The following is a 24020-nucleotide window of genomic DNA, read 5'->3' on the forward strand; positions in this document are numbered from 1 at the left end:
TATCTGTTTGTTTTATAAAGAAAATATTTTCTTAATGGAAAAGACTAATTACCTAAAACGGAAGACTCCATTAGAAAAAATTAGAAGTAGATCACATTTTTCACAAAAATCATTTTACCAACGTTGAATGATTACTTATGATTACTCTTGATTAAAATATTCATCTCTTCCTTCCAAAAATTAGGAGTTTACTATGGCTAAAGTTAATGAAATCACACGTGAAAGTTGGATTCTTTCTACCTTCCCTGAATGGGGCACTTGGCTAAACGAAGAAATTGAGCAAGAAGTTGTGCCTGAGGGTAACTTTGCAATGTGGTGGCTGGGTTGTGTCGGTGTGTGGATTAAAACGCCTGCCGGTGCAAATATTTGTATGGATTTATGGTGTAGCCGTGGTAAATCCACTAAAAAAGTAAAAGATATGGTACGCGGTCACCAAATGGCGAATATGGCGGGCGTACGCAAATTACAACCGAACTTACGTGCCCAACCGATGGTATTGGATCCGTTTGCGATTAACGAAGTCGATTTTATTCTCGCTTCCCATTATCATAGCGACCATATTGATGTGAATGTGGCGGCGGCGATTGTAAACAACCCTAATTTAAATCATGTGAAATTCGTCGGTCCGTGGCACTGCGGCGAATTATGGAAAAAATGGGGCGTGCCGGAAGATCGTATCATCGTAGTAAAACCAGGAGACGTAGTAAAAATTAAAGACGTAGAAATTCATGCGTTAGATTCGTTTGACCGTACTTGTTTAGTAACTCTACCGGTTGAAGGGGCAGAAGAACAAGGCGGAGAATTAAAAGGTTTATGCCCGTCTGACGAAGAAATGGGACGTAAAGCGGTAAATTACGTATTTAAAACACCGGGCGGTAATATTTACCACGGTGCAGACTCTCACTACTCAATCCAATTTGCGAAACACGGTAAAGAATTCGATATTGACGTGGCATTAAATAACTACGGTGAAAACCCGGTCGGTATCGCAGATAAAATGACCTCTATCGACTTACTACGTATGGCGGAATGTTTACGTACCAACGTGATTATTCCGGTACACCATGATATTTGGACGAACTTTATGGCAAGTACGCAAGAAATTATTGATCTATGGCGTATGCGTAAAGATCGCTTACAATATAAATTCCATCCGTTTATTTGGGAAGTCGGTGGCAAATACGTTTATCCGCGCGATAAAGACTTAATTGAATATCACCACCCGCGCGGCTTTGACGATTGCTTCGAGCAAGAGCCGAATATTCAATTTAAATCAATGCTTTAATTGAAGGCGAGCCACTCTTAACGGAATTTTAAGAGTGGCTTATTTTTCAGTTCATTGTTCATGGTTTAAAATGGATGACTTATATAAGCAAGGACATGGTAATGAACGAAATTTTTAGACATAAAAAGCTATTAGCTGCGTTGGAAGCAAAGCAAATGCTCTCAACGCTAGAGATTATGCATTTACTTAACGTGTCGCCGGCGACTGCGAGACGCGATATTAATAAATTAAGCGAACAGAAAAAATTGCGCAAAGTACGTAACGGTGCGGAAGCGATCAACGTACAAAAATCTATTGAGCAAGATAAACCGATTAATAATTTCGATGAAAAACGTCGTATCGCCGAGGCGGCGAGCAGACTTTGTCGAGAAGGGGACAGCGTTATCTTGACCTGCGGTTCGACCATGCAATTATTAGGGCAGGCATTATGCGGTCAAAAATTGCAAATTATTACCAATTTCCTACCGCTTGCCAATTACCTGATTGAGCAACAACATGATGACGTTGTGATTATGGGCGGGCAGTATAATAAAAATAAAAAAGTTACGCTTTCGCTCAACCAACAGAATGAATTTATGTATGCCGCGAATATTATGTTTACTAGCGGTAAAGGATTTACGCCGGAAGGTTTATTTAAAACCGATATGATCATTGCCAATTCCGAAGCGCAAATGTCATCAAAAGCAAGTAAATATGTCGTTTTGCTGGATAGTACCAAACTCGGTAAAGAAATCGGTATGTTATTTAGAGATATAAATAATGTCGATTTGTTAATTACCGGTAAAGAAGCCGATCCTAACATTGTTCAATCGATTAGAGATAAAGGTGTAGAAATCATTCTTGCCTAGCTTAACGATATGTCGGAATATATAAACAAGCGGTTAAAAAGTTTTGTTTTTTTACTAAAAATATTACTCAAACCGGGGGATGAATATGAGAAAACATAAGTTGGGAATTTACGAAAAAGCATTACCTAAAAATATTTCTTGGCAAGACAGACTTTCGATTGCTAAAGCGTGCGGTTTTGATTTTGTAGAAATGTCCGTAGATGAAACGGATGAACGTTTAGCTCGCTTAGATTGGACTAAAGAACAACGAATCGAATTAGTCAAAGCGATCATCAATACCGGCGTGACTATTCCGTCAATGTGTTTATCCGGTCATCGCCGCTTCCCGTTCGGATCTCGTGATGAAGCCACTCGTCAAAAAGCCTATGAAATCATGGAAAAGGCAATCCAACTTGCGGTGGATTTAGGCCTTCGTACCATTCAATTAGCCGGTTATGACGTGTATTACGAAGAACAAGACGAAGGCACGATTGAACGTTTCCAACAAGGCTTAGAATGGGCGACGGAACTGGCGGCAAGTAATCAAGTGACCCTTGCGGTAGAGATTATGGATACCAAGTTTATGAGTTCGATTAAACGTTGGAAAAAATGGGACGAAATTATCAAGTCGCCATGGTTTACCGTTTATCCGGATATCGGCAACGTTTCGGCTTGGAATGATGATATTGAAGCGGAATTTGCCTTAGGTATTGATAAAATCTCAGCAATTCATTTAAAAGATACCTATAAAGTTACCGAAACTTGCAAAGGACAATTCCGTGACGTACCGTTCGGTGACGGTTGTGTGGACTTCAAAGGTTTCTTCGAGATCTTGGCAAAATTAAATTATCGCGGTGCATTCTTAATTGAAATGTGGACGGAAAAAGCGGAAGAACCGATTGCGGAAATTATTAATGCCCGCCGTTGGATTGAACAAAAAATGAAAGAGGGTGGTTTCCAATGCTAACAGAATTATCTCCAAAATTACTTGCGATGCGTGATCGCGTATTTAAAGCGAATCTTGAATTACCAAAATATAAATTAGTCACCTTTACTTGGGGTAACGTGAGTGAAATCGACCGTGAAACCGGTTATGTAGCGATCAAACCTTCCGGTGTGGAATATGCAACGATGAAGCCGGAAGACATTGTCTTTGTCGATTTACAAGGTAATCGCATATTCGGCGATAAAAAACCGTCTTCCGATACTCCGACCCACTTAGAATTTTACCGCCAATTCCCGAATATCGGCGGTGTGGTGCATACTCACTCACGTCACGCGACCGCATGGGCGCAAGCCGGTGAAGATATTCTTGCTTTAGGCACAACACAAGGCGACTACTTCTACGGTTCGGTACCTTGTACACGCCGAATGACACCGGAAGAAATCGCCGGCGAATACGAATTGGAAACCGGTAAAGTAGTGGTGGAAACCTTCCGTAAACGCGGTATTGATCCGGATATGGTGCCGGGTGTATTAGTTCACTCGCACGGGCCGTTCACTTGGGGTAAAGATGCGCATGATGCGGTACATAATTCCGTAGTGCTGGAAGAAGTAGCGTATATGAACTTCGTTAGCCACCAAATTAGTCCTAATATCGGCTCAATGCAACAAGAATTACTTGATAAACATTACCTACGCAAACACGGTGCAAACGCCTATTACGGACAATAAATCTTTTTAATGTTGTGTGTGCAAGCGGTCAAAATTGCAGAATTTTTTGCAAATTCGACCGCTTTTTTATCGAACTTATTAAGCGGCATATTGTTTCCGGCGATAAAAAAGCCTCCGAATACGGAGGCTAGATAGATGGTTTGAATCAGAATTAAAGAATATCTAATAATTCCACTTCAAAAATTAAGGTGGCAAATGGAGGAATTGATGCACCTGCGCCACGCTCGCCGTAAGCTAACTCTTGCGGAATGGTTAAACGCCATTTTGAACCGACCGTCATCAATTGTAACGCTTCCGTCCAGCCTTTGATCACGCCGCCGACCGGGAATTCCGCCGGAGTACCGCGTTTTACCGAGCTGTCGAATACCGTACCGTCAATTAAAGAACCGGTATAGTGTACACGAACGGAACTTGCCGCCGTCGGTTTTGCACCCGTACCTTCGGTTAATACTTCATATTGCAAACCGGATTCTGTCACCACAACGCCTTTTGCTTTCTTGTTTTCTTCTAAGAACGCTTTGTTATCCGCTTCAATCGCTTTAAACGCTTCCGCCTGCGCTGCTTCCGCGCGTGCGCCTAACTCTTGTAACGCTTTGGTCACATCGTTAAGATCAATCGCCGGCGGGTTTTGATTTAATACGTCGTTAATACCGCGAGCAACCGCTTCGGCATCCACTTCCATACCGCTACTTAATAATTGCTGACCGATTTGTAAACCGATTCCGTAACCGCCTTTTGCTTCCGTTGTTTCTAAAGCGACCGCATTGAAATCTAATGCCATGTTTTGTTTCCTTTTATGATAGTGTAAAGACGTTTCCATTTATGGGGATGAATTTTAAGAATACAACCCTAAACGGCTCAGAAAATAGCGTTAAGATAGAAAACGTGAATGTCTCGTCTTTTGTGTATAAAAAATAATCAAACGGAAGAGTGAGTGAGCTTATGCTACTTACCTTAATTGACTAAGTTTTTACATTAAAACAATAAGATAGCGGTATTTGAGTGGATTGTAAGTATAATTAAGTGATTGATTAACAATTGAGCTGTTTGAAAAGTTAAAATATAATCCGCAATCTCTTTTTTTGATAGATTTGAGGTTCTGAATTAGATGCTTGGGGTTATCAATAAAATTGTATCTTCTTCCCTTTCTATGGCTTTTTTAGGTGTACTTAGTTGGTCTGCCGCCTATTCTTACGGCTGGGGACAGGCTTGCTTCTACGGGTTTCCTTTATGGTATGTAGATGTCGGAGCCGGAAATGTCGCACGTAGCCTCGGTTACGTGTTTTACGTCACAGCCGTACTTTGTACCACTTACTTAATCGCGGCTTATTGTTATTAACCAAAGCCAAACCATTTCTAAGCGAGTCCTGTATCAAACTTGTTCGCGCCACCATCTTATGTGCGCTTGCCACTTTACCTATTTTGATTATCAGTACGTTACTTAACGGTAAAATTTATCAACAAGCGGTAATTTCTTATTTCTGTGCGGTACTCTTATTTATTATCGCATTACGTAACGTGATTAATCGCCATATCAGCAATATCAATATTTATTCGGCAATTCAATTTTTCCAAAGTCATAAAAGTAACGTACTGATCTTTACTTATGTGTATTTCGTGATCTTTGCCTTTATGGTCGGTTATTTACGTCCGCATTTCAAAACACGCTTCGATATGATCGAAATTAATGCCCAAATGTATTATGTGCTCGCCAAATACAACAAAACCTTTATCTTGTCGAAAGAACTAAAAATAGATAATGATGAATTTTATCTGTATGAACTAAATCCGAATCAGCTTGGTCATATCCAAATCGTCGATGCGCATCATCCGTTTGGGTTACAGTAATCTTGCGCTACGGATATAATCTGACCGGCAAATAAGCTGAAAGAGAAGAAGAAAACAATACTTATATCATTATAGAAAAGCCCTTACTTATAAAACTAAGTAGGGGCTTTATATGAGAATTCGCTAATTTTGACCGCTTGTCAGCTTTCTTAATAGTGCCAGTTCACGCTCAAGGCTTTCGATTAGCTTATCTTTTTGCGCCATTAATTCTTCTTTGTGAACTAATAGCTGTTGTAAACGTTCAATTTCTTGGCTACTCTTATTATTACCTACCGTTAAAAAGTTATTGGATTGGCAACAAAAGAATTTCAATTTCCAACTGAAGGAAAAGCGACATATACAGGTGTGGCATTTGATTCTCACAGCCAAGGAACACTTACTTATAATGTAGATTTTGCTAAGAAAACAGGACAAGGAAGTATTGAAGGGTTAGAGCATATAGGTCGTTTAACACTTGATCAAGGTGAAATTTATAAATCGGCTTCCTCTGGCGGTATGCGAGCAAGAGGCAGAATTAGTGCGGATGAATGGAAAAATGTAAGAGATACTAGTGGAGATTACCAATTAGGATTCTATGGTAAAAACGCAGAAGAAATTGCGGGGCGAGCAACATTAAGCCAATCTCCTTATGGTGCTTGGGATAGCGAAAAGAGCACTTATTTGGCACCAGTTAAATCTATTAGTGATAAAGTGCTTTCTCCAGATAGACACGATATGAATTCAGGTAAAGATTCATTTGATGTCGGCTTTGGCGGTACACGTGGTGAAATCAAAAAATAGTTTTTAACTATTTCATATAATGGTAGGGACACACGGCGTGTGTCCGTATTTGACGGTTGAATTTGCAAAATTTTTTACAAATTAGACCGCTTGCGGACGTACAAGGTGCGTCCCTACGCTAATAAAAACCTTTCCGATAAAACCTAATGAAATCAATACCTTTTATTCTTTTTGCACTACCCTCAACCCTGTTAGCAGAAACCCTTTCCACGCCTAAACCACTTTTTTTTGAGGATAAGACTGATCATCTAAAGCCGGTAGAATTTGTAAAAAATTCACCAAATTTAACCGCTAATACCTCAATGTTTACCCCAATCAAGCAAGTAAATTTGGATCAAACCATTACCACCTTGTTAGTCACTAAACAGTGGCAAGCCTTAAAAATCGCATTAGACAGTTATGTAAAACAGACGAATTTTGATCCGATTTTATATCGTTATGCGAAAGGGGCGATGTTACGAGCAGAGCAAGATTATGACGGAGCGATCGAGCTTTACCAACAAATTTTACAGACCCAACCGCAGTTAGCTTATCCACGTTTTGATTTGGGTGTGATGTTGTTTGAAAATAAGCAATATCGTGAGGCAGAACAACAATTAAACCAAGCAAAAAATGCTCTTGAACCACAATTACAACCGTTAGTTGAACGTTATTTGCAAGCAATGGCAGAGCGTCAAAATTGGCAACCGGATGCAGAATTGCAATATACACAAACCGATAATGTGAATAATGCTTCCAGCAAACGAGAAGTTGAAATCGGTGGTTTACGATTCTTAAAAAATGAAGATTCTTTACCGCAAAAAGCCCACGGTTTTCGTTACGGTTTGGGAGCAAGTAGAGAAATAAATCTAAGCGGCAATCATTTTGTAGCATTTGAAGGACGATTTAGTGGTGTACATTATTGGGATAATCAAGATTACAGCGAAAAATCGTTATACGGTTCTTTTGGTTATCGTAAACATTCTGCATTACAATCTTGGGGCATTTTGCCGTTCTTTGAACAAAACTGGCTTGCTTCTCCACGTTATAGCAAAAATTTCGGGGCAAATGCTGAGTTCCGCCGTCAGCTTAATCGCCAATGGACGTTTTCCACCAATTTCAACCACACACAAAAACGTTATGCCGATGAAAATATTGCACAGCGTTATAACGGTTATATCAATGGGGTATCCGCTTCATTAAGCTATACTGCCAATCCGAATTGGGTGATGTTTGGTGGTGTAGAACTTAGCAAAGATCGCACTAAAGATAAGGCAGAAACCTCAACTCGTAAGGGAATTAATATCGGTACGCTAGTGCGTTATGGCGATGTTGTGAGCCGAGTCAGTTTGCGTTATGTAAAGCGTCATTTCTTGGCGGATAACTTTTATTTCCCGAAAAAACGCATTGATGACGAATACAGCGTAAATGCCAGCCTGTGGCATAACCAAATTCAATGGCAAGGTTTTGTGCCAAAATTAAATTATCGTTATCGTAAAATTGACAGCAATATTGCCGCTTTTTATAGCCGTTCGAGCAGTGAATGGTTTATGACGGTAGAAAAGAATTAGTAGTTTACAAGCGGTTGTTTTTGGTAAGAAAACCGCAAAAAACAACCGCTTGTTAGGAATGAATTAACGATTTAACCACGCCATATATTCTTTCGTACCTTCGGCTACGGTTTTAAATGTACCTGTATAGCCTGCCGCACGGAGTTTGGTTAAATCCGCTTGGGTGAAGGTTTGGTAGCGAGATTTTAAATGATCTGGGAATGGGATTTTTTCGATTTCGCCTTTGCCGTGGAAGTCGATCACCGCTTGTGCCACCGCTTGGAATGATTCCGCTTTGCCGGTACCGAGGTTATAAATGCCGGAAATACCGTTTTGCCACGCCCAAATATTCACTTTCGCTACGTCTTCCACATACACGAAATCACGTAAGAAGGTTTCTGATCCCTCGAATAATTTCGGGTTTTCACCTTTTAACATTTGATTGTTTAAGTGGAACGCTACGCTTGCCATTGAGCCTTTGTGTTGTTCACGCGGGCCGTACACGTTGAAATATTTAAAACCGCATACCGGCGAATCCGCTTCCGGTAAAACTTGACGTACATATTCGTCAAATAGGAATTTTGAATAGCCGTAAGCATTGAGTGGCTGTTCGAATTTACGCTCTTCAATAAAGTTATCCGAACGACCGCCGTAAGTTGCCGCACTTGATGCGTAGAAGAACGGAATTTGGTGATCTAAACAGAAATGTAATAACTCTTTTGAATATTCGTAGTTATTGTGCATTAAGTATTTACCGTCCCATTCGGTAGTTGCTGAGCAAGCACCTTCGTGGAATACCGCATCAATCTCGCCGAAATCATCGCCGGCAATGATCGAAGCGATAAAATCTTCTTTATCACAATAATCCGCAATATCTAAATCTACTAAATTTACGAATTTTTCGCCGTTTTTTAAGTTATCTACAACAAGAATATCTTTTCTGCCGATTTCATTTAATGCTTTGACGATATTACTACCGATCATACCAAAGCCGCCTGTTACGATAATCATAGCTTTTTCCTTTTTGAAATTAAAAACGGGGATATTATCGGCGGATTGAGGCGGATTTGCAAATTTTGCAGCAAATTAGACCGCTTGCTAGTAAACAAAGAAAAAGCGAGACAATGCTCGCTTTTCTTAATGGGTAGGATTATTTCGCACGCTCAATTTGTTTTTTGAGTTTTTGCATTTTTTCTTTAATGCGTTGGCGTTTAAGTGCAGAGATGTGATCCACGAACAGCACACCGTTGAGGTGGTCGATTTCGTGTTGGATACAGATGGCGAATAAACCGTCCGCTTCGTAAATCACTTCTTCGCCTTTGCGATTTAACGCTTTGACTTTCACTTTTTCTTTACGCGGCACTAACGCACGATGACCGGGGATCGATAAACAACCTTCTTCGATACCGGTTTCGCCGCATGATTCTAAAATCTCAGGGTTAATCAGTACCACTTGATTAGTTTTATCGCCTTCAATATCAATGGTAATAACACGTTTTAATACGCCCACTTGCGGTGCGGCAAGGCCGATACCTTCGTGTTCGTACATAGTGTCAAACATATCATCGATGAACTGATTTAATTCATCGTCCACCTGTGCGACAGGCTCACACACTTTTGCTAACCCTTCATCCGGGTAAAGTACAACTTCTAAAACTGACATTTTTTTGTGATCTCAATCGAAAAATAAAAAATTATAAATTGGTTAATTAACTCGTTTTCTTATGATTAGCTATTTTGTGAAAGAGCATAGCCAAATAAGACGAACGTTTAAATAAATTACCTTTTTAATCGCAGTTTGTCTATGTTTCCTTTCAATAATCCATAATTAATTTGGGGAACTTATTAATGTCTCAGGCTGATTTACTGAAATTATTGCAGATTCCGCAACTGGGGGCGCAGCGCATTGCTCGTCTGTTATCCGAAGTGGATTTTGCCCAATTTTGCCAATATGACAAACGCCAATTACAACAAATTGGTTGGAACGAGAAACAGATTCAACGCTGGTTCAATCCGGAAATGCGTTGGATTGATAATGCTCTCACGTGGGCGGAGCGGCCGAATCAACACTTATTGAGCTTATTTGATGAGGAATATCCGTTTTTATTGCGGCAAATCAGCATCGCACCGCCGGTGTTATTTGTGCGAGGTTCGCTAAGTAGTTTGAGCTTACCGCAAATTGCGATTGTCGGTAGTCGAGACTTTTCCGCCTACGGAGAATACTGGGCGGGCTATTTTAGCGAGCAATTGGTTAAACATCATTTGGCGGTTACTAGCGGACTTGCAATCGGCATAGACGGTTTTTGCCATCAGCGAGCGGTAGCGGAACAGGGTATTACGATTGCTGTGTTGGGCAGCGGTTTAGATCAAGTCTATCCGGCAAGGCACAAAAAATTGGCGGAGCAAATTGTCGAAAGCGGCGGGGCGTTAGTGTCGGAATTTTTTCCGAATCAACCGCCGCTTGCCGAAAATTTCCCTCGTCGTAATCGCATTATCAGCGGTTTGTCACTCGGTACGTTAGTAGTGGAAGCCACATTAAATAGCGGTTCGCTGATTACCGCCCGTTATGCGTTGGAACAAGGGCGAGAAGTGTTTGCATTACCGAATTCGGTACAAAATCCGTATGCACAAGGCTGTCATAAACTGATCAAAGAAGGGGCGGTTTTAACCGAAACGATAGAGGATATTTTACAGGCAATTCAATATCAACTGCCGGATCAGCCTTGGCAACAGGCTCTGTTTGAACCGCCACAAGCGGTTGAAAACGCACAATTTTTTACAAAAGCAGATGTGCCGAATAAGGTCAATCATCTTGCAAAAAAATTGCCGGAATTAACCGCTTGTCAGCAACAAATTGTGGCGCATATTAGTCTTGAACCGATTTCGATTGACGATTTGGCTAAGGCGACTTCATTGGAGGTGGAAACACTGTTAGTCGAGTTACTGGGTTTGGAATTATTAAGTGTGATTAAGCAGGTAAGCGGCGGTTATGTCAGACAATAAAAAACGGCATCCGAAAATGCCGTTTGATTCACAATAGGGGAATTTATTTTTTCGCTTGCAGTACGCGACGTGCGAAAATAATACAGCCGATTGCAAACAGTGTTAAGCCGAGTAATTCCGCCATACCGCCCCAGTTCTCGAGATTTAGCGCTAGCGGCGCGTCAGAACCGCCCGAAGTAACGGAACCTGCAATCACAAAGGCTAACAGTACGCCGACTAAGCTTTCTCCAACGATTAAACCGGCGGCGAAAAGTGTGCCGTAGCGTTCCGCTTTTTTGCTTGTCGCTTCGACATCTTTACCGCTACGTTTAGCATAGCGTTTGATATGACGATTGACTAACCAAGACAACGTTGCACCGATAATTAACGGTACGTTTACCACCGGCGGTAAGTAAATACCGATACCGACCGCTAAAGTCGGTAAACCTAAGCGACCTGCGCTGGCTTTTTTCAATAATGTATCCACGATAATTAAGCAAATACCGAAAGCAACACCGACTAAAATATAAGTCCATTCAAGGCTATTTGAGAAAATACCGTTCGAAATAGTCATCATAATGGTAGCTTGCGGTGCCGAAAGTGCTTGTGCCGCATCCATTCCCTCACGTGGCATTGCACCGGCAAAACCGTATGCGTGGTACAGAATTTCTAATACCGGTGTGATAACTAACGCACCGACGATACAGCCGATAATTAACGCAAATTGCTGACGCCATGGTGTTGCTTTCACTAGATAACCGGTTTTTAAATCTTGTAGGTTATCGTTTGAAATCGTGGAAACACAGAATACGATTGATGCGGTGAAAATGGTTAATGCCGTAAGGAAACGTTGTCCGTCCGCTGTTTCCATTAAGCCGGCGGCGTTACCGACCATCATCAGAATCACCGAAATAATCACTATGGAGATAATACCGATACCTGAAATCGGGCTTGATGACGAACCAACTAAACCTGCCATATAACCGGATGCCGCAGCAACCAAGAAACCGACGACAACGGCAAGAATGGTACATACTACAACCAATAAGAAAGCTAATTCCATAGATAAACCGACCGGTTGTAAGAAGCTGACTAACGCCACGATAATCAATGCGATACTCGCTAACACCGTATAAATCATCGTTTTCGGCGAAAGGTCTTGTGCGGTACGCTCAAGACTTTGCATGGACGGATCTTTTAACGCACGGAACGCTTGCGACATACCTTGCACCATCGGTTTAAATAACACTAATAGCGTCCAAATCGCCGCAATCGCAATCGTCCCTACCCCGATAAAGCGAACGTTGCTTTTCCATAGACCGGTAGCGAAACTTACCATATCCGCATCGGCAGGCATCGGCGTGGTCGCGGTGAAATAAGGTACGGCGACACCCCAAGTGAAGAGAGTACCGACTAACATCGCGATACCGCCCATCATGCCGACTAAATAGCCGGCGCCGAGTAATGCGAAAGAGAAGCCCATCGGTACTTGGAAGATCGCATTGCCGCCTTTAAACCAGTAACTTGCGCCGTCCGCAACCACGCGTAACCCGTTGGTCAAGAAGCTGACCGATGCGGCTAACAGACCGCCGGAAACGATTTCTTTAATACCGCTGTCTTTGTTATCGCTTTCATCGCCGGCTTTTAAAATTTCTGCCGCCGCAACGCCTTCCGGATAAGGTAAGTCGCTTTTTACCACCATTACGTTTCGTAACGGCACGGTAAAGATAACCCCTAAAATCCCGCCGGAAATACAGATAAGTAAGGTTTGCCAGAAAGGAAATGATTGCCAGTAGCCCATCATTAATAATGCTGGAATCACAAAAATAACCGAAGAAAGCGTCCCTGCCGATGAGGCTTGGGTCTGTACCATATTGTTTTCAAGAATGTTTGAGCCTTGAAACATTTTTAATACCGCCATGGAAATAACGGCTGCCGGAATGGATGAAGCAAAGGTCATCCCGACTTTTAGACCTAAATAAACATTTGAGGCGGTAAATACCACTGTGATCAATGCCCCTAGAATCATTCCCCTTAGGGTAAGCTCCCGTAGAGCGGTAGGATTATTCATCGTTCCTCCAAAAAATAAAATAAAGCAACATCTTATAAGAAATCGGCGGGTTTACATAATTATTCGGCTTGTTTTGTGTGTATTTAATCGAATCTTTACATAAAAAGATGATATGGAACAAAAAATAAAGCCGATTTTATTCAAATCGGCTTTAAGTGAGAGTATGTCTAGTTGCATTAAAATGCAGGTTTTGCAAATTTTTATGAAAATTTAACCGCTTGTTATTCGGTTTCTACCGCCGGTTTTTTCGCTAAATAGTTGTAAGCGACTAACAGCGCAAATAATCCGACGATAATCGCAGTAATCACGTCTTTATTGAACACTTGAGCCATATAACCCAAGACGATACCTACGCCACCGAAGTCAGCATCAGAGAAAGTGGTGTTGGCAAAGCCTAACGAACCGAGAACAGGCAATAAGAATACCGGTAGGAAGGTGATTAATACGCCGTGCGCAAATGCACCGATAATCGCACCGCGACGACCGCCGGTGGCATTACCGAATACGCCTGCGGTTGCACCGCAGAAGAAGTGCGGCACCACGCCCGGTAAAATCAATACCCAATTTAATTGACCTAATACGGCTAAACTGATGACTCCGCCGGCAAAGCTGGCTAAGAAACCGATTAATACCGCATTCGGTGCATAAGGGAAAACAATCGGGCAGTCCAACGCCGGTTTTGCATCCGGTACCAGTTTTTCAGAGAAGCCGGTAAACGCCGGTACGATTTCCGCTAAAATTAAACGCACCCCTTGTAGAATGACATACACGCCGGCAGCGAAGGTAATCGCTTGAATCGTCGCGTAAACCAAATAGTGTTGTCCGCCACTGAGGGTTGAAACGTATTCGCTACCGGAGGCAATCGCTAATACGTAGTAGATCACCATCATCGTGAGCGAGATTGAAATCGAACTGTCACGCAAGAAACTGAGGTTTTTCGGTAAATCCATTTCTTCGGTAGATTTTGAGCCTTTTCCGACCGCTTGTCCGATTGCGCCGGATAATACGTAACCTAATGTACCGAAGTGACCGAAGCCGACATCATTGCTATCGGTGATTTTACGCATATAACGATGCGCAATTGCCGGGAAGAACGCCATGATTAAACCTAAAGTTAATGAACCGACAAATACCAATTGCACCCCTTCAAAACCGGCTACGGTAAGAATTACGCCGATCATACACGCCATATAAAAGGTATGGTGACCGGTTAAAAAGATGAATTTTAAACGGGTAAAGCGTGCAACGATAATATTGGCAACCATACCGAACGCCATAATCAGTGCGGTAGCGGTACCGTATTTCTCAATCGCCATTGATACGATCGCTTCGTTATTCGGAATAATACCTTGTACGTTAAACGCATGTTCGAACATACCGCCCAACGGGGTTAAAGAACTGAGCAACACGGTTGCGCCGCCGCTGAGTACCAAGAAGCCGAGAATGGTTTTAATCGTACCCTTGATAATATCGGGGAATGCTTTTTTCTGGGCGACCAATCCGGCGAATGCAATTAAACCGACTAAAACAGACGGTACTTTGAGAATATCCAGAATAAAAAAGAGAATTGAATCCATAACCCACCTCACGCACGATTAAAATAAGCGGTCAATTTTTCTTCAAATTCGCCCACGCTGATAATATTTTTCACGACAATAATTTTGTCCGGATCGATGGTGCAGCTGCCGGCGATATCTTTCGCCATGACAAACACATCCGCGTCGGTAGGCGTAACGGAGGCTAAATCGGTATGACCGACTTCCGCATCAACCCCTATTTTGGCTAATGCCTTTTTGATATTCATTTCCATCATAAAGCTACTACCGATACCGTGACCACAAACCGCCATAATTTTCATATACGCCTCCGTTTAAGCAAAATAGATAATGACTTCGGAGAATTTCGAAGTTGGATTGACTATAAAATAGAACGATTATCGACCGCAATGAGCAAAAACGAAAAATGTGAACTGGCTAACATTTCTTATGTAAAGGGGATTTTATCGGCGATGGTTCGGCTTTTATTTTTGAGGATAAATGTCACTTTTAAAGAAAAAACGGATAATTTTTCATAAAAGATCGTGGCAAGTGAAATGAAAAATGTTAGAATCCAACGCTTTTAGAAATAATTGTTCTTTTTTTACAAAATTTTAGGTTTTATATGGCTACTGAGATTAAAAAGAAAACCCCCGAACAAGTCGAAGAAAAGGGCGTGAAAAGTAAGGGCGTAAACAGCGTATTATGGTGTTTGGCTATCTTATTACTTGCTGTGGCGGCGATTGGTAATGCATATTTCGCCTCGAGTTTTTCGCTCGTGGTACGCGTATTATTGCTTGTCGTGTTAGTGGTTGGTGCGGTAGTGCTTGCGACAATGACTAACCAGGGTCAAACAGCGATTGGCTTTATTAAAGAATCTCGCACGGAGCTTAGAAAAATTATTTGGCCGACTCGCCCTGAAGCGACTCAAACAACATTAATCGTGCTCGCAATGTGTGTGGTTGTGTCATTAGTCTTATGGGGTATCGACTCTATTATCGTTACATTGGTTACGTTTTTAACAAATTTAAGGTTCTAAAATGAGCGAAGTAGAAAATACAGAAGCAACAAAAATGCGTTGGTATGTATTACAAGCGTTTTCAGGTTTTGAAAACCGTGTTGCGGTAACATTGCGTGAATATATCAAATTACACCAAATGGAAGATCAATTTGGTGAAGTATTAGTACCGACCGAAGAAGTTGTTGAAAGCGTCGGCGGTCGCCGTCGTCGTACCGAGCGTAAATTCTTCCCTGGTTACGTATTGGTACAAATGGAAATGAATGACGATACTTGGCATTTAGTGAAAAGCGTGCCTCGTGTAATGGGCTTTATCGGCGGCACAGCGGATAAACCGGCACCGATTTCTAAACGTGAAGCGGATCGTATTTTAAACCGCGTTCAAGAAACGGCGGAAAAACCGCGTCACAGAAAAGAATTCCAGCCGGGCGAAAACGTACGTGTTACCGAAGGTCCGTTCGCAGACTTTACCGGTACGGTGGAAGAAGTGGATTACGAAAAAGGTCGCTTAAAAGTATCCGTATCTATTTTCGGACGTGCGACACCGGTTGAACTGGAATTCGGTCAAGTAGAAAAACAATCGTAATGGCTTTGTGATTTTATAAAATAAGATTGAAATTAAGCGGTTTATTTTCAAAGAATATTTGCAAAAATAAGTTTAAAAATAACCGCTTTTCTTATTCCACAAAGTGTTTTTTATCGGCGATTTAATATTCGGGCACTTAAATTTCATTATTCAAATAGTTTTGCTTGAAAAATGATCGCAAGTTGTTTAGAATAACCGCCCTATACGAGTTGGCTTGCTAACTCGTTTTTTTGTGTAACAGGGGAGCCGATTTTCGGCGTTATTACCCACTTAGAGGAAACTTAAAAATGGCAAAAAAAGTCCAAGCATACGTTAAGTTGCAAGTTGCAGCTGGTATGGCTAACCCTTCACCACCGGTTGGTCCTGCATTAGGTCAGCAAGGTGTTAATATCATGGAATTCTGTAAAGCATTCAACGCTCGTACCGAGAGCTTAGAAAAAGGTTTACCGATTCCTGTTGTTATCACAGTTTACGCAGACCGTTCATTCACTTTCGTAACTAAAACTCCGCCGGCAGCAGTATTACTTAAAAAAGCTGTAGGTATCAAATCTGGTTCAGGTAAACCGAACAAAGATAAAGTGGGTACGGTAACTCAAGAGCAATTACGTCAAATCGCTGAAACTAAAGCGGCAGATATGACTGGTGCTACTATCGAAACTAAAATGAAATCAATCGCTGGTACAGCTCGCTCAATGGGCTTAATCGTAGAGGAATAATACAATGGCTAAATTGACTAAAAAAATGAAAGCAATTAAAGCTGGCGTAGATTCTACTAAAGCTTACGAAATCAACGAAGCGATCGCAGTTTTAAAACAATTCGCAACAGCTAAATTCGTTGAAAGCGTAGACGTAGCGGTGAACTTAGGTATCGACCCTCGTAAATCAGACCAAAACGTACGTGGTGCAACAGTATTACCACACGGTACAGGTCGTACGGCTCGCGTAGCAGTATTCACACAAGGCGCGAACGCAGAAGCAGCTAAAGCAGCAGGCGCTGATTTAGTAGGTATGGAAGATTTAGCAGAGCAAATCAAGAAAGGCGAAATGAACTTTGACGTTGTTATCGCTTCTCCGGATGCAATGCGTGTTGTAGGTCAATTAGGTCAAGTATTAGGTCCACGCGGCTTAATGCCAAACCCAAAAGTTGGTACTGTAACACCAAACGTTGCTGAAGCAGTTAAAAATGCTAAATCAGGTCAGATCCGTTACCGTAACGACAAAAATGGTATTATCCATACAACGATCGGTAAAGCAGACTTCGCACCTGAACAATTAAAAGATAACTTAGTTGCGTTATTAGCGGCGTTAAACAAAGCTAAACCAACAACAGCTAAAGGTATCTTCATCAAGAAAGTGAGCATCTCTACAACGATGGGTGCTGGTGTTGCTGTTGATCAAGCATCACTTTAATTTCTAATCGAAGTTAAAACTTTACAAGGTCGTGGATTATTGTATAATTTGCGACCTTAACTTGCGAGAGCAAGCTGATGGTGCTTAGCCTATCTAAGCCCCGTCCAAGACCGTAGGTGAATAAGTTTTCTTATTCTTAATAAAAACCTACGTAGATGGTGAACAGACAGAATTTTCTGCTTCTGGACACCTTAGGCTCAGAAGATTGCTACTTGCGATGCAAGCGGTGAGTTTTTTGAGGTTTTTTGTAAATTCCACTTCGGTGGAGTGTATCAGGAGCTAAAACCAATGGCATTAAATCTTCAAGACAAACAAGCGATTGTTGCTGAAGTAAACGAAGCTGCCAAAGGTGCCCTTTCAGCTGTTGTTGCGGATTCTCGCGGCGTAACAGTTGAGAAAATGACTGAGTTACGTAAATCTGCTCGTGAAGCTGGTGTAACAATGCGCGTCGTACGTAATACTTTATTACGTCGTGCGGTTGAAGGCACAGAGTTCGAGTGCTTAACAGATACGTTTACCGGTCCGACTCTTATCGCATTCTCTCACGAACACCCGGGCGCAGCAGCGCGTTTGTTCACTGAATTTGCGAAAGCGAACAAAGAGTTTGAACTTAAAGGTGCAGCCTTTGAAGGTAAAGTACAAGATGTAGAATTCTTAGCTACATTACCAACTTACGAAGAAGCAATTGCACGTTTAATGGGCACAATGAAAGAAGCTGCGGCAGGCAAACTTGTTCGCACTCTTGCGGCATTACGCGACAAATTACAAGAAGCTGCATAATTTTTAGCAGAAAACTTCTTAACTCGTTTAACAACTTATTTACTTTAGGAATTGATTGTCATGTCATTAACTAACGAACAATTAATCGAAGCGATCGCTTCAAAATCAGTATCAGAAATCGTTGAATTAATCGCAGCGATGGAAGAAAAATTCGGTGTTTCAGCAGCGGCAGCAGTAGCGGCAGCTCCAGCAGCAGGCGCAGCGGCAGCAGAAGAGAAAACTGAATTCGACGTAATTCTTGCTGAAGCAGGTGCAAACAAAGTTGCTGTAATCAAAGCAGTACGTGGTGCAACAGGTTTAGGTTTAAAAGAAGCTAAAGACTTAGTTGAATCTGCACCTGCAGCATTAAAAGAAGGCATCTCTAAACCAGAAGCTGAAGCACTTAAAAAAGAATTAGAAGAAGCTGGCGCGAAAGTAGAAATCAAATAATTTTTGATTTAACTTTTCCGGAACTTCAAGTTCAACAAAACCCCGATGGAAACATCGGGGTTTTTGCATTTTAGAGATATGTTTAAGTACTTAAATTGATAAGTAAGTAATAATTTGATATTATTTTATCAATTTTTAATTTAAAAGGTTTGTTTTTGATAAAATGTTATCACTTTATGATGATGTAGATACGCAAAAGTTACTTGCGGAACATCTTAAAAAGAAACGTAAGCAAGCAAAATTATCTCGTAAAAAACTCGCAGAGAGATCAGCAGTACCAGAAGCAACTATTCGCCATTTTGAAACAACTTACCAAATCTCGTTACGCCAATTTTTAGCATTATGGTTAGTATTAGATAAAATGGATCGGTTGGTCGAATTAACTAAAGAGTATCCTCAGTTACCCAGAACAATAGCGGAGGTATTACGTGGTTAAAATTATGCCAACGAAACAACTTACCGTTTATCGAACATTAATGGATGGTAGGAAAATCCGAGTAGGAGAACTCGCGGAAAATAAACAAGGTATATTTTTTGCTTACGATGAGAATTATTTATCCAACTATCCAAATCTTTCTCCTTTTAAATTAGAAAAAACTACAGCGTTGCAACTTGCCCCCGTTTCACCTCACGATGGTTTGCACGGTGTATTTGCAGATAGTTTACCTGACGGTTGGGGATTACTATTACAAGATCGTTTTTTCGAAGCAAATCAGTTAAATTTGTATCGAATATCACCGCTTGATCGCCTTGCTTTCGTTGGTGATACAGGTATTGGTGCTTTATCCTTTGAGCCGGTCAATCATCAATCTCAATACGAAGAAGAAACAAATTTGTTTGAACTAGGCAGAAACGCACAGCAAATTTTTGAAGGACAAACAGATGAGGTATTACAAACACTTTTACAAGCAGGAAGTTCTGGAGGAGCAAGACCAAAGGCACAGATTTTTATATCAGAGGCTAACCCTCAAATTTGTAGAACTCAATCCTTGCCCGAAGATGATGCTTGGATTGTGAAATTTACAACGAAATCTTTACCTCTCAAACATGAAGAAGGATTGCTGGAGGCTGTATACCTTTCAATGGCACAAAAGGCTGGGTTAAAACCGGTTAAATGGCAATTATTGGAACAAGGACAATTTTATTGGATTGCGGTAAAACGTTTTGATTATGTTTCCGGATCTTTGGGGAGAGTACATACGCATACATTATGCGGTTTACTTGATGCGAGTTATCGAATGCCCTCGATTGATTATTTCGGACTGATCAAAGCAACGAAAGTATTATGTCAATCTCGAGTTGCAAGCCAATTACAATTTTGTCGCGCAATGTTTAATTTGTTTAGTTTGAACCAAGATGATCACTCTAAAAACTGGTCATTCGTACAAGATGAACAAGGAGAGTGGCAACCGTCTTTAGCCTATGATATTACCTATAGTCCACTTAGGCACGGTCAGCATTCAACGGGATTTAGGCAATATGGTAAAGCTCCGCCACTAAATATTATTCAAGAGCTAGCAGAAGTGGCAGGCTTTAATCATTGGAATGAGGCGAAAATAGCTATTCAAGAAGTCGTGGAGAGTATCGCTGATTTTTCAGAAATCGCTAAAACATTTCCGATCACTCAGCAGACGGTAACAAAAATTCAACGACATTTAGATTTAGCTTGGCAAGAAAATAAGCTGCTTTGTAGTTAGGTAAACCCCGATGGAAACATTGGGGTTTTTGCATTTTTAGAAGTTAAAAAGCTATAAATGTTTGCGCATTAATTAATCAATTTTTCTAGGAGTATACTCCTAGGTGCTTTAGCTTTACAGCTAAAGCAATCCCCTTTGCCAAACTAAAATTCTTTTGTATGGAGGAAAATGAGACTTTTTATATTACGTTTGATGAGCGTTTACTAGACTATTTGAAAAATAGCGATGCTCAAACACATTTTGTCAGTTTTGTAGAAGTAGAGAATGAAGTTGATATTCCTACGGCATTGTCCATGAAAATTAAGAAATCTGATCGCCATCAAATTTCTTCAAAGCCATTTAAAATTAAATCTTATTCTGAAGAAGTAAATACATAGGAAAACAACCATGAAATTTAGAAATGTATTAATTGTTATATTATCAGCAATTGTCACTATGGGGAGTACAGAAGCTAAGAAATTATCGGAAGCGTATATTAAAGAGATGTCTAAGCAATTAACAGATGCTAGTGAACGGGGGGACTATAATCAATTTATTAAAATTGCGGAAGATGTAATTGAAGATACTGATGGAGAAATTCAAGAAATTTTACTTAAAGGCACTTTGTATAATTTATATCAAGGTAAGTGTGGTGAGAATGTGCTTAGTAATGGCTTCCCTTATTTTTACAAACCTAGTGATGAGAATAGAGCTAAATGTTTAGCTGTATTAAATAAAGAGAAAACGATTAATACATTAGAAGAGTTAGTAGAAGATTTAGAAGAATTTATAGCGGCTAATAAAGGTTCTCAGGAACAAATAGTTTGGGCATATACTCAGCTTGTATATTCTGCAGAAACGTTAGAACGAATATATTCTGGTGAAGATTCTTCTCGATCGGAACGATATAGAAAAATTAAAGAAGAATATGAAGATTTAAGAAAGTAAATTCTAGGTCTTTCAGATTTCTAGCTAAAACATCCCCTTTGTCAAAAATAAAATTCTTTTATATGGAGTAAAAAATGAATGAACTAGAAAAACTCAAATTTGATGCTCAAGAGAAGTTGCAACAAATTGAAGCATTTAAGTTTGAATTATTAGGTTTTCTAAATGATTGGGAAGCAAAAATCCGACTTTATTTGACTAAAAATCCCATAGAGCGTACAGAACAAGATTTTTGTTCTTTAATAGAGGCGATTGAAAACCGAGATGGTTTTCTTTCAATTTATCTTAATATTCTGGAGAAAAGTTTTGCTACTACTCCAGCTCCTACAAGTTATGAGGAATATCTCAAAATGGCTTTGGAGGATTATAATTTTGACTGGCGTATGAGATAGTGATGAGGTAGAAGGATGAAATTAAAATCTCACTTATGTTTTATTGCATTATTAGGAGTAAGTATTTCTCAACTTTGGGCTGCGCCAACTCAAGAGATGTTAGATAAGGCAGAGAATGAGAATGATCCCAGCTCAATGATGTTTGTTGCAATAGAATATTGTAAAGATGGCAATATTGAAAAGGCATTCTATTGGAAAGAAGGCATAGTAGACAAAAAGGTTGGTAAAAAGTGGGTTAAAGCCTTATAGTACAAGGCTTTAACCTACCTTTTTGAAATATGAATAAAAACTTGCCCTTTTTGTCAATCTTCCAAAACACAAAAGTATGGCTTTAAAAATAAGCTTCAACGTTATAAATGTTCAGCTTGCAATAAAATATTTACCTTAACATCTAAATTAAATTCGACCCAAATTTGGTTGGATTATTCTGTTGGAAAACAAACATATCAACAACTCGCTAATAAATATCAGTGTTCAGTAAGAACGATTCAACGATATTTAGAAAAGGCTCCTAAAGCCTTCTTAAAAGCCCCTCAAAATAAATATTTAAACTTAATTATTGATACTACTTTCTTTCATCGTGATTTTGGCGTGATGGTTTTTATTGATAGCCTTTCAACCAAAGTGGTTTATCACCAAATTGTGAAAACGGAAAAAGATATTTATTACAAGAAAGCCACCAATCATTTAAGAGAAAAAGGCTATATCATTCAATCAATTACCTGTGATGGCAGGCGTGGCTTATTGAAAGATTTAATGAATACGCGCACGCAAATGTGCCAATTTCATTTAGTAGCAATCGTGATGAGAGCATTAAGAAAAAAGCATCAATCGCACGCAGGAAGAGAATTAAAAACGATAATAAAGACGTTAAAAGTCAGTTCAAAAATGAATTTTATTTAAAAATACATCACTGGAAAATAAAACATAAAGCCTTTTTAGAGGAACGGTCAGATAAACCGAATGAAAAAGGAAAATATCCTTATAAACATCGTAATGTGAGAAGTGCTTATACAAGTATAAAACGTTATATGGATTATATTTTTACGTATGAAAAGTATCCTGAGTTAAATATTGAAAAGACGACAAATCGAATAGAAGGATTATTTAAAGAATTAAAAGACAAATTACGCCCACATAGCGGATTAACGAGAAAGCATAAGATATTGTTTATACAGGACTTTTTAAATAAAAAGAGTCGGTAAAAATTTCTAAACATAATCATTACCAACCCTTTTGTCCAATAGAGGCATAGTTCGACAAAATACCAACCTTTTTGTCTACTATGCCGGAAAGAACGTGAAGCTAGCATGGGAGCAGCTAGAGGTCACGTAGTTAATTTCTTAGATGTAGAAAATGGGTTTAGATATGGACTTTGTGAAAAATTTTCTAGATTTAATCCCAATTATGATAAAGCTTTGGAATTCTATTTAAAAGCCTATAATTATTGGAATAGTTCTAAAGAATGGCTAGATGATCCTTCTAGTTATATTATTCGAAATCTGGCAAAACTAGCAATTACAGATATGTACTATTTCTATAGTGAAAGTCTGTCTAGAGTGAGGCCTAGAGAATTGAATATCTTATGGAATTATGAGGATATAGCAAATCTTCCTGATGATCAGATATGGACGGAGAAAAGAGGCGTGGCGCGTGCACGTTTAGCACAAATTTATTATTTTAAGCATACTCTACAGACTGATGAATTGGCTTATAAATGGGCATTAAAAGCACTTAAAGATCGGGCTAAGGTTGACGCACAAGAAATAAAATCAGCATTAGAATATATTTCATCTCTAGGATTTGTTAAATATGAGGGGGTTCCATCAAATAATAAAGAGGAGGCAATTAGCCAAATGAAAGAATTATGCGGTCTTTTTAAAGCCCCAAATAGGTATTGTGATTCTCATCAGAAAATGGTCGAAGGAACATTCAGCACACTTCCTCAGCCGGTTGATTGGCATCCTTATAGAGATTAGTACTTACTTTACATTTTCGCTAAAAATTTATATAATCCTTTCCCTTAAACTATGCAAATTGGCTAGATGATTTTCTTCTAGCCTTTTGTGCTTGGAAGCATTAGCCTATTTTGTCATTTTAATAAGCTAAATTTGTAAAAATCCCACCCAATTTGACCGCTTGCAGTAGTGATTTTTGACTCAAGAAAGGCAGTTGGAAAATGACACCTCGTACAAATTTAATGCCACTTCCAGCCCGTTCAAATGACGGTCGGATTGTGTAACCTCAACCAAA

Annotated in this window: 28 protein-coding genes and 1 pseudogene; 22 read left to right on the top strand and 7 right to left on the bottom strand. The window is 40.0% G+C overall.

Annotation, left to right across the window (positions count from 1 at the left end):
• The first annotated feature begins 193 nt into the window (after positions 1-193).
• The 4 genes from ulaG (at position 194) to araD (ending at position 3786) form a co-directional block, all read left to right on the top strand.
• On the top strand, positions 194-1285 hold the full coding sequence (gene ulaG, locus DRF63_RS09310; protein ID WP_005599176.1) for an L-ascorbate 6-phosphate lactonase: 1092 nt from the start codon (positions 194-196) through the stop codon (positions 1283-1285).
• 101 nt (positions 1286-1386) lie between these two features.
• A complete protein-coding gene (gene ulaR, locus DRF63_RS09315) occupies positions 1387-2133 on the top strand; it encodes an HTH-type transcriptional regulator UlaR (protein WP_005619347.1) in 747 nt (248 codons plus the stop codon).
• Between the two features lie 85 nt (positions 2134-2218).
• Positions 2219-3079, top strand: coding sequence for an L-ribulose-5-phosphate 3-epimerase (locus DRF63_RS09320; RefSeq protein WP_043991913.1), 861 nt, complete (start codon positions 2219-2221; stop codon positions 3077-3079).
• Positions 3073-3786: an L-ribulose-5-phosphate 4-epimerase gene (araD, locus tag DRF63_RS09325; RefSeq protein WP_005599183.1), complete on the top strand. Its 714-nt coding sequence runs from the start codon at positions 3073-3075 to the stop codon at positions 3784-3786. The genes DRF63_RS09320 and araD overlap by 7 nt, the downstream gene beginning before the upstream one ends.
• A 151-nt stretch (positions 3787-3937) precedes the next feature.
• Here the strand turns inward: araD and DRF63_RS09330 are convergent, their stop codons facing one another.
• Positions 3938-4567, bottom strand: a complete 630-nt coding sequence (locus tag DRF63_RS09330) for a BamJ family beta-barrel-assembly machinery protein (protein WP_005599185.1) — start codon at positions 4565-4567, stop codon at positions 3938-3940.
• Between the two features lie 327 nt (positions 4568-4894).
• Between DRF63_RS09330 and DRF63_RS09335 the strand changes: the two are divergent.
• Positions 4895-5634 (top strand): annotated as a pseudogene (locus tag DRF63_RS09335) (hypothetical protein).
• 123 nt (positions 5635-5757) lie between these two features.
• Here DRF63_RS09335 and DRF63_RS09340 read toward each other — a convergent pair.
• Positions 5758-5946, bottom strand: coding sequence for a hypothetical protein (locus DRF63_RS09340; RefSeq protein ID WP_005599189.1), 189 nt, complete (start codon positions 5944-5946; stop codon positions 5758-5760).
• A gap of 33 nt (positions 5947-5979) precedes the next feature.
• On the opposite strand from DRF63_RS09340, the gene DRF63_RS09345 reads away from it, so the two are divergent.
• Positions 5980-6414 carry a factor H binding protein domain-containing protein gene (locus DRF63_RS09345; protein WP_005599190.1) on the top strand — a complete coding sequence of 145 codons (435 nt, stop codon included), beginning with the start codon at positions 5980-5982 and terminating at the stop codon, positions 6412-6414.
• A 329-nt stretch (positions 6415-6743) separates the two neighbouring features.
• A complete protein-coding gene (locus DRF63_RS09350) occupies positions 6744-7964 on the top strand; it encodes a surface lipoprotein assembly modifier (protein WP_430795176.1) in 1221 nt (406 codons plus the stop codon).
• Positions 7965-8027: 63 nt separating this feature from the next.
• Here DRF63_RS09350 and rfaD read toward each other — a convergent pair whose 3' ends face one another.
• Together rfaD and def are read right to left on the bottom strand one after the other, a co-directional pair.
• Positions 8028-8954, bottom strand: a complete 927-nt coding sequence (gene rfaD / locus DRF63_RS09355; RefSeq protein ID WP_005599195.1) for an ADP-glyceromanno-heptose 6-epimerase — start codon at positions 8952-8954, stop codon at positions 8028-8030.
• A 139-nt stretch (positions 8955-9093) separates the two neighbouring features.
• A complete protein-coding gene (def, locus tag DRF63_RS09360) occupies positions 9094-9606 on the bottom strand; it encodes a peptide deformylase (protein WP_005599196.1) in 513 nt (170 codons plus the stop codon).
• Between the two features lie 185 nt (positions 9607-9791).
• Between def and dprA the strand changes: the two genes are divergently transcribed.
• Positions 9792-10946, top strand: a complete 1155-nt coding sequence (gene dprA / locus DRF63_RS09365; protein ID WP_005599199.1) for a DNA-processing protein DprA — start codon at positions 9792-9794, stop codon at positions 10944-10946.
• A 43-nt stretch (positions 10947-10989) separates the two neighbouring features.
• Here dprA and DRF63_RS09370 read toward each other — a convergent pair whose 3' ends face one another.
• From DRF63_RS09370 to DRF63_RS09380, 3 genes are all read right to left on the bottom strand, one after another.
• Positions 10990-12996, bottom strand: a complete 2007-nt coding sequence (locus tag DRF63_RS09370; RefSeq protein WP_043991915.1) for an OPT family oligopeptide transporter — start codon at positions 12994-12996, stop codon at positions 10990-10992.
• Positions 12997-13217: 221 nt separating this feature from the next.
• On the bottom strand, positions 13218-14573 hold the full coding sequence (locus DRF63_RS09375) for a PTS ascorbate transporter subunit IIC (protein ID WP_005599204.1): 1356 nt from the start codon (positions 14571-14573) through the stop codon (positions 13218-13220).
• Between the two features lie 8 nt (positions 14574-14581).
• A complete protein-coding gene (locus DRF63_RS09380) occupies positions 14582-14854 on the bottom strand; it encodes a PTS sugar transporter subunit IIB (RefSeq protein WP_005599206.1) in 273 nt (90 codons plus the stop codon).
• Positions 14855-15156: 302 nt separating this feature from the next.
• On the opposite strand from DRF63_RS09380, the gene secE reads away from it, so the two are divergent.
• From secE to DRF63_RS09450, 14 genes are all read left to right on the top strand, one after another.
• Entirely contained in the window at positions 15157-15570 is a 414-nt protein-coding gene (gene secE, locus DRF63_RS09385) for a preprotein translocase subunit SecE (protein ID WP_005599209.1), read from the top strand.
• 1 nt (position 15571) lies between these two features.
• Positions 15572-16135 (top strand): transcription termination/antitermination protein NusG, encoded by a 564-nt coding sequence (gene nusG, locus DRF63_RS09390; protein WP_005599210.1) that lies wholly within the window; start codon positions 15572-15574, stop codon positions 16133-16135.
• Positions 16136-16422: 287 nt separating this feature from the next.
• Positions 16423-16851, top strand: coding sequence for a 50S ribosomal protein L11 (gene rplK, locus DRF63_RS09395; protein ID WP_005599211.1), 429 nt, complete (start codon positions 16423-16425; stop codon positions 16849-16851).
• Positions 16852-16855: 4 nt separating this feature from the next.
• A complete protein-coding gene (rplA, locus tag DRF63_RS09400) occupies positions 16856-17545 on the top strand; it encodes a 50S ribosomal protein L1 (protein WP_005599212.1) in 690 nt (229 codons plus the stop codon).
• Positions 17546-17833: 288 nt separating this feature from the next.
• On the top strand, positions 17834-18325 hold the full coding sequence (gene rplJ / locus DRF63_RS09405) for a 50S ribosomal protein L10 (protein WP_005619364.1): 492 nt from the start codon (positions 17834-17836) through the stop codon (positions 18323-18325).
• Positions 18326-18385: 60 nt separating this feature from the next.
• A complete protein-coding gene (gene rplL, locus DRF63_RS09410; RefSeq protein ID WP_005599214.1) occupies positions 18386-18754 on the top strand; it encodes a 50S ribosomal protein L7/L12 in 369 nt (122 codons plus the stop codon).
• Positions 18755-18917: 163 nt separating this feature from the next.
• A complete protein-coding gene (locus DRF63_RS09415) occupies positions 18918-19190 on the top strand; it encodes a helix-turn-helix domain-containing protein (protein WP_005599215.1) in 273 nt (90 codons plus the stop codon).
• Positions 19191-19194: 4 nt separating this feature from the next.
• Positions 19195-20451 carry a type II toxin-antitoxin system HipA family toxin gene (locus tag DRF63_RS09420; RefSeq protein WP_043991917.1) on the top strand — a complete coding sequence of 419 codons (1257 nt, stop codon included), beginning with the start codon at positions 19195-19197 and terminating at the stop codon, positions 20449-20451.
• A 158-nt stretch (positions 20452-20609) separates the two neighbouring features.
• Entirely contained in the window at positions 20610-20828 is a 219-nt protein-coding gene (locus tag DRF63_RS09425; RefSeq protein WP_005599219.1) for a hypothetical protein, read from the top strand.
• A 58-nt stretch (positions 20829-20886) separates the two neighbouring features.
• On the top strand, positions 20887-21378 hold the full coding sequence (locus DRF63_RS09430) for a hypothetical protein (protein ID WP_005599221.1): 492 nt from the start codon (positions 20887-20889) through the stop codon (positions 21376-21378).
• A gap of 74 nt (positions 21379-21452) precedes the next feature.
• Entirely contained in the window at positions 21453-21767 is a 315-nt protein-coding gene (locus DRF63_RS09435; protein WP_005599223.1) for a hypothetical protein, read from the top strand.
• Positions 21768-21782: 15 nt separating this feature from the next.
• Positions 21783-22016 (top strand): hypothetical protein, encoded by a 234-nt coding sequence (locus DRF63_RS09440; RefSeq protein ID WP_009875187.1) that lies wholly within the window; start codon positions 21783-21785, stop codon positions 22014-22016.
• Positions 22017-22049: 33 nt separating this feature from the next.
• Complete coding sequence (locus DRF63_RS11465; protein ID WP_418910106.1) at positions 22050-22670, top strand: IS256 family transposase, variant Zn-binding type; 621 nt, start codon at positions 22050-22052, stop codon at positions 22668-22670.
• Positions 22671-23077: 407 nt separating this feature from the next.
• Positions 23078-23746 carry a hypothetical protein gene (locus DRF63_RS09450; RefSeq protein ID WP_233432373.1) on the top strand — a complete coding sequence of 223 codons (669 nt, stop codon included), beginning with the start codon at positions 23078-23080 and terminating at the stop codon, positions 23744-23746.
• The last annotated feature ends 274 nt before the right edge of the window (positions 23747-24020 follow it).

This window comes from Actinobacillus pleuropneumoniae (genome assembly GCF_003290385.1).
GTDB lineage: Bacteria > Pseudomonadota > Gammaproteobacteria > Enterobacterales > Pasteurellaceae > Actinobacillus > Actinobacillus lignieresii.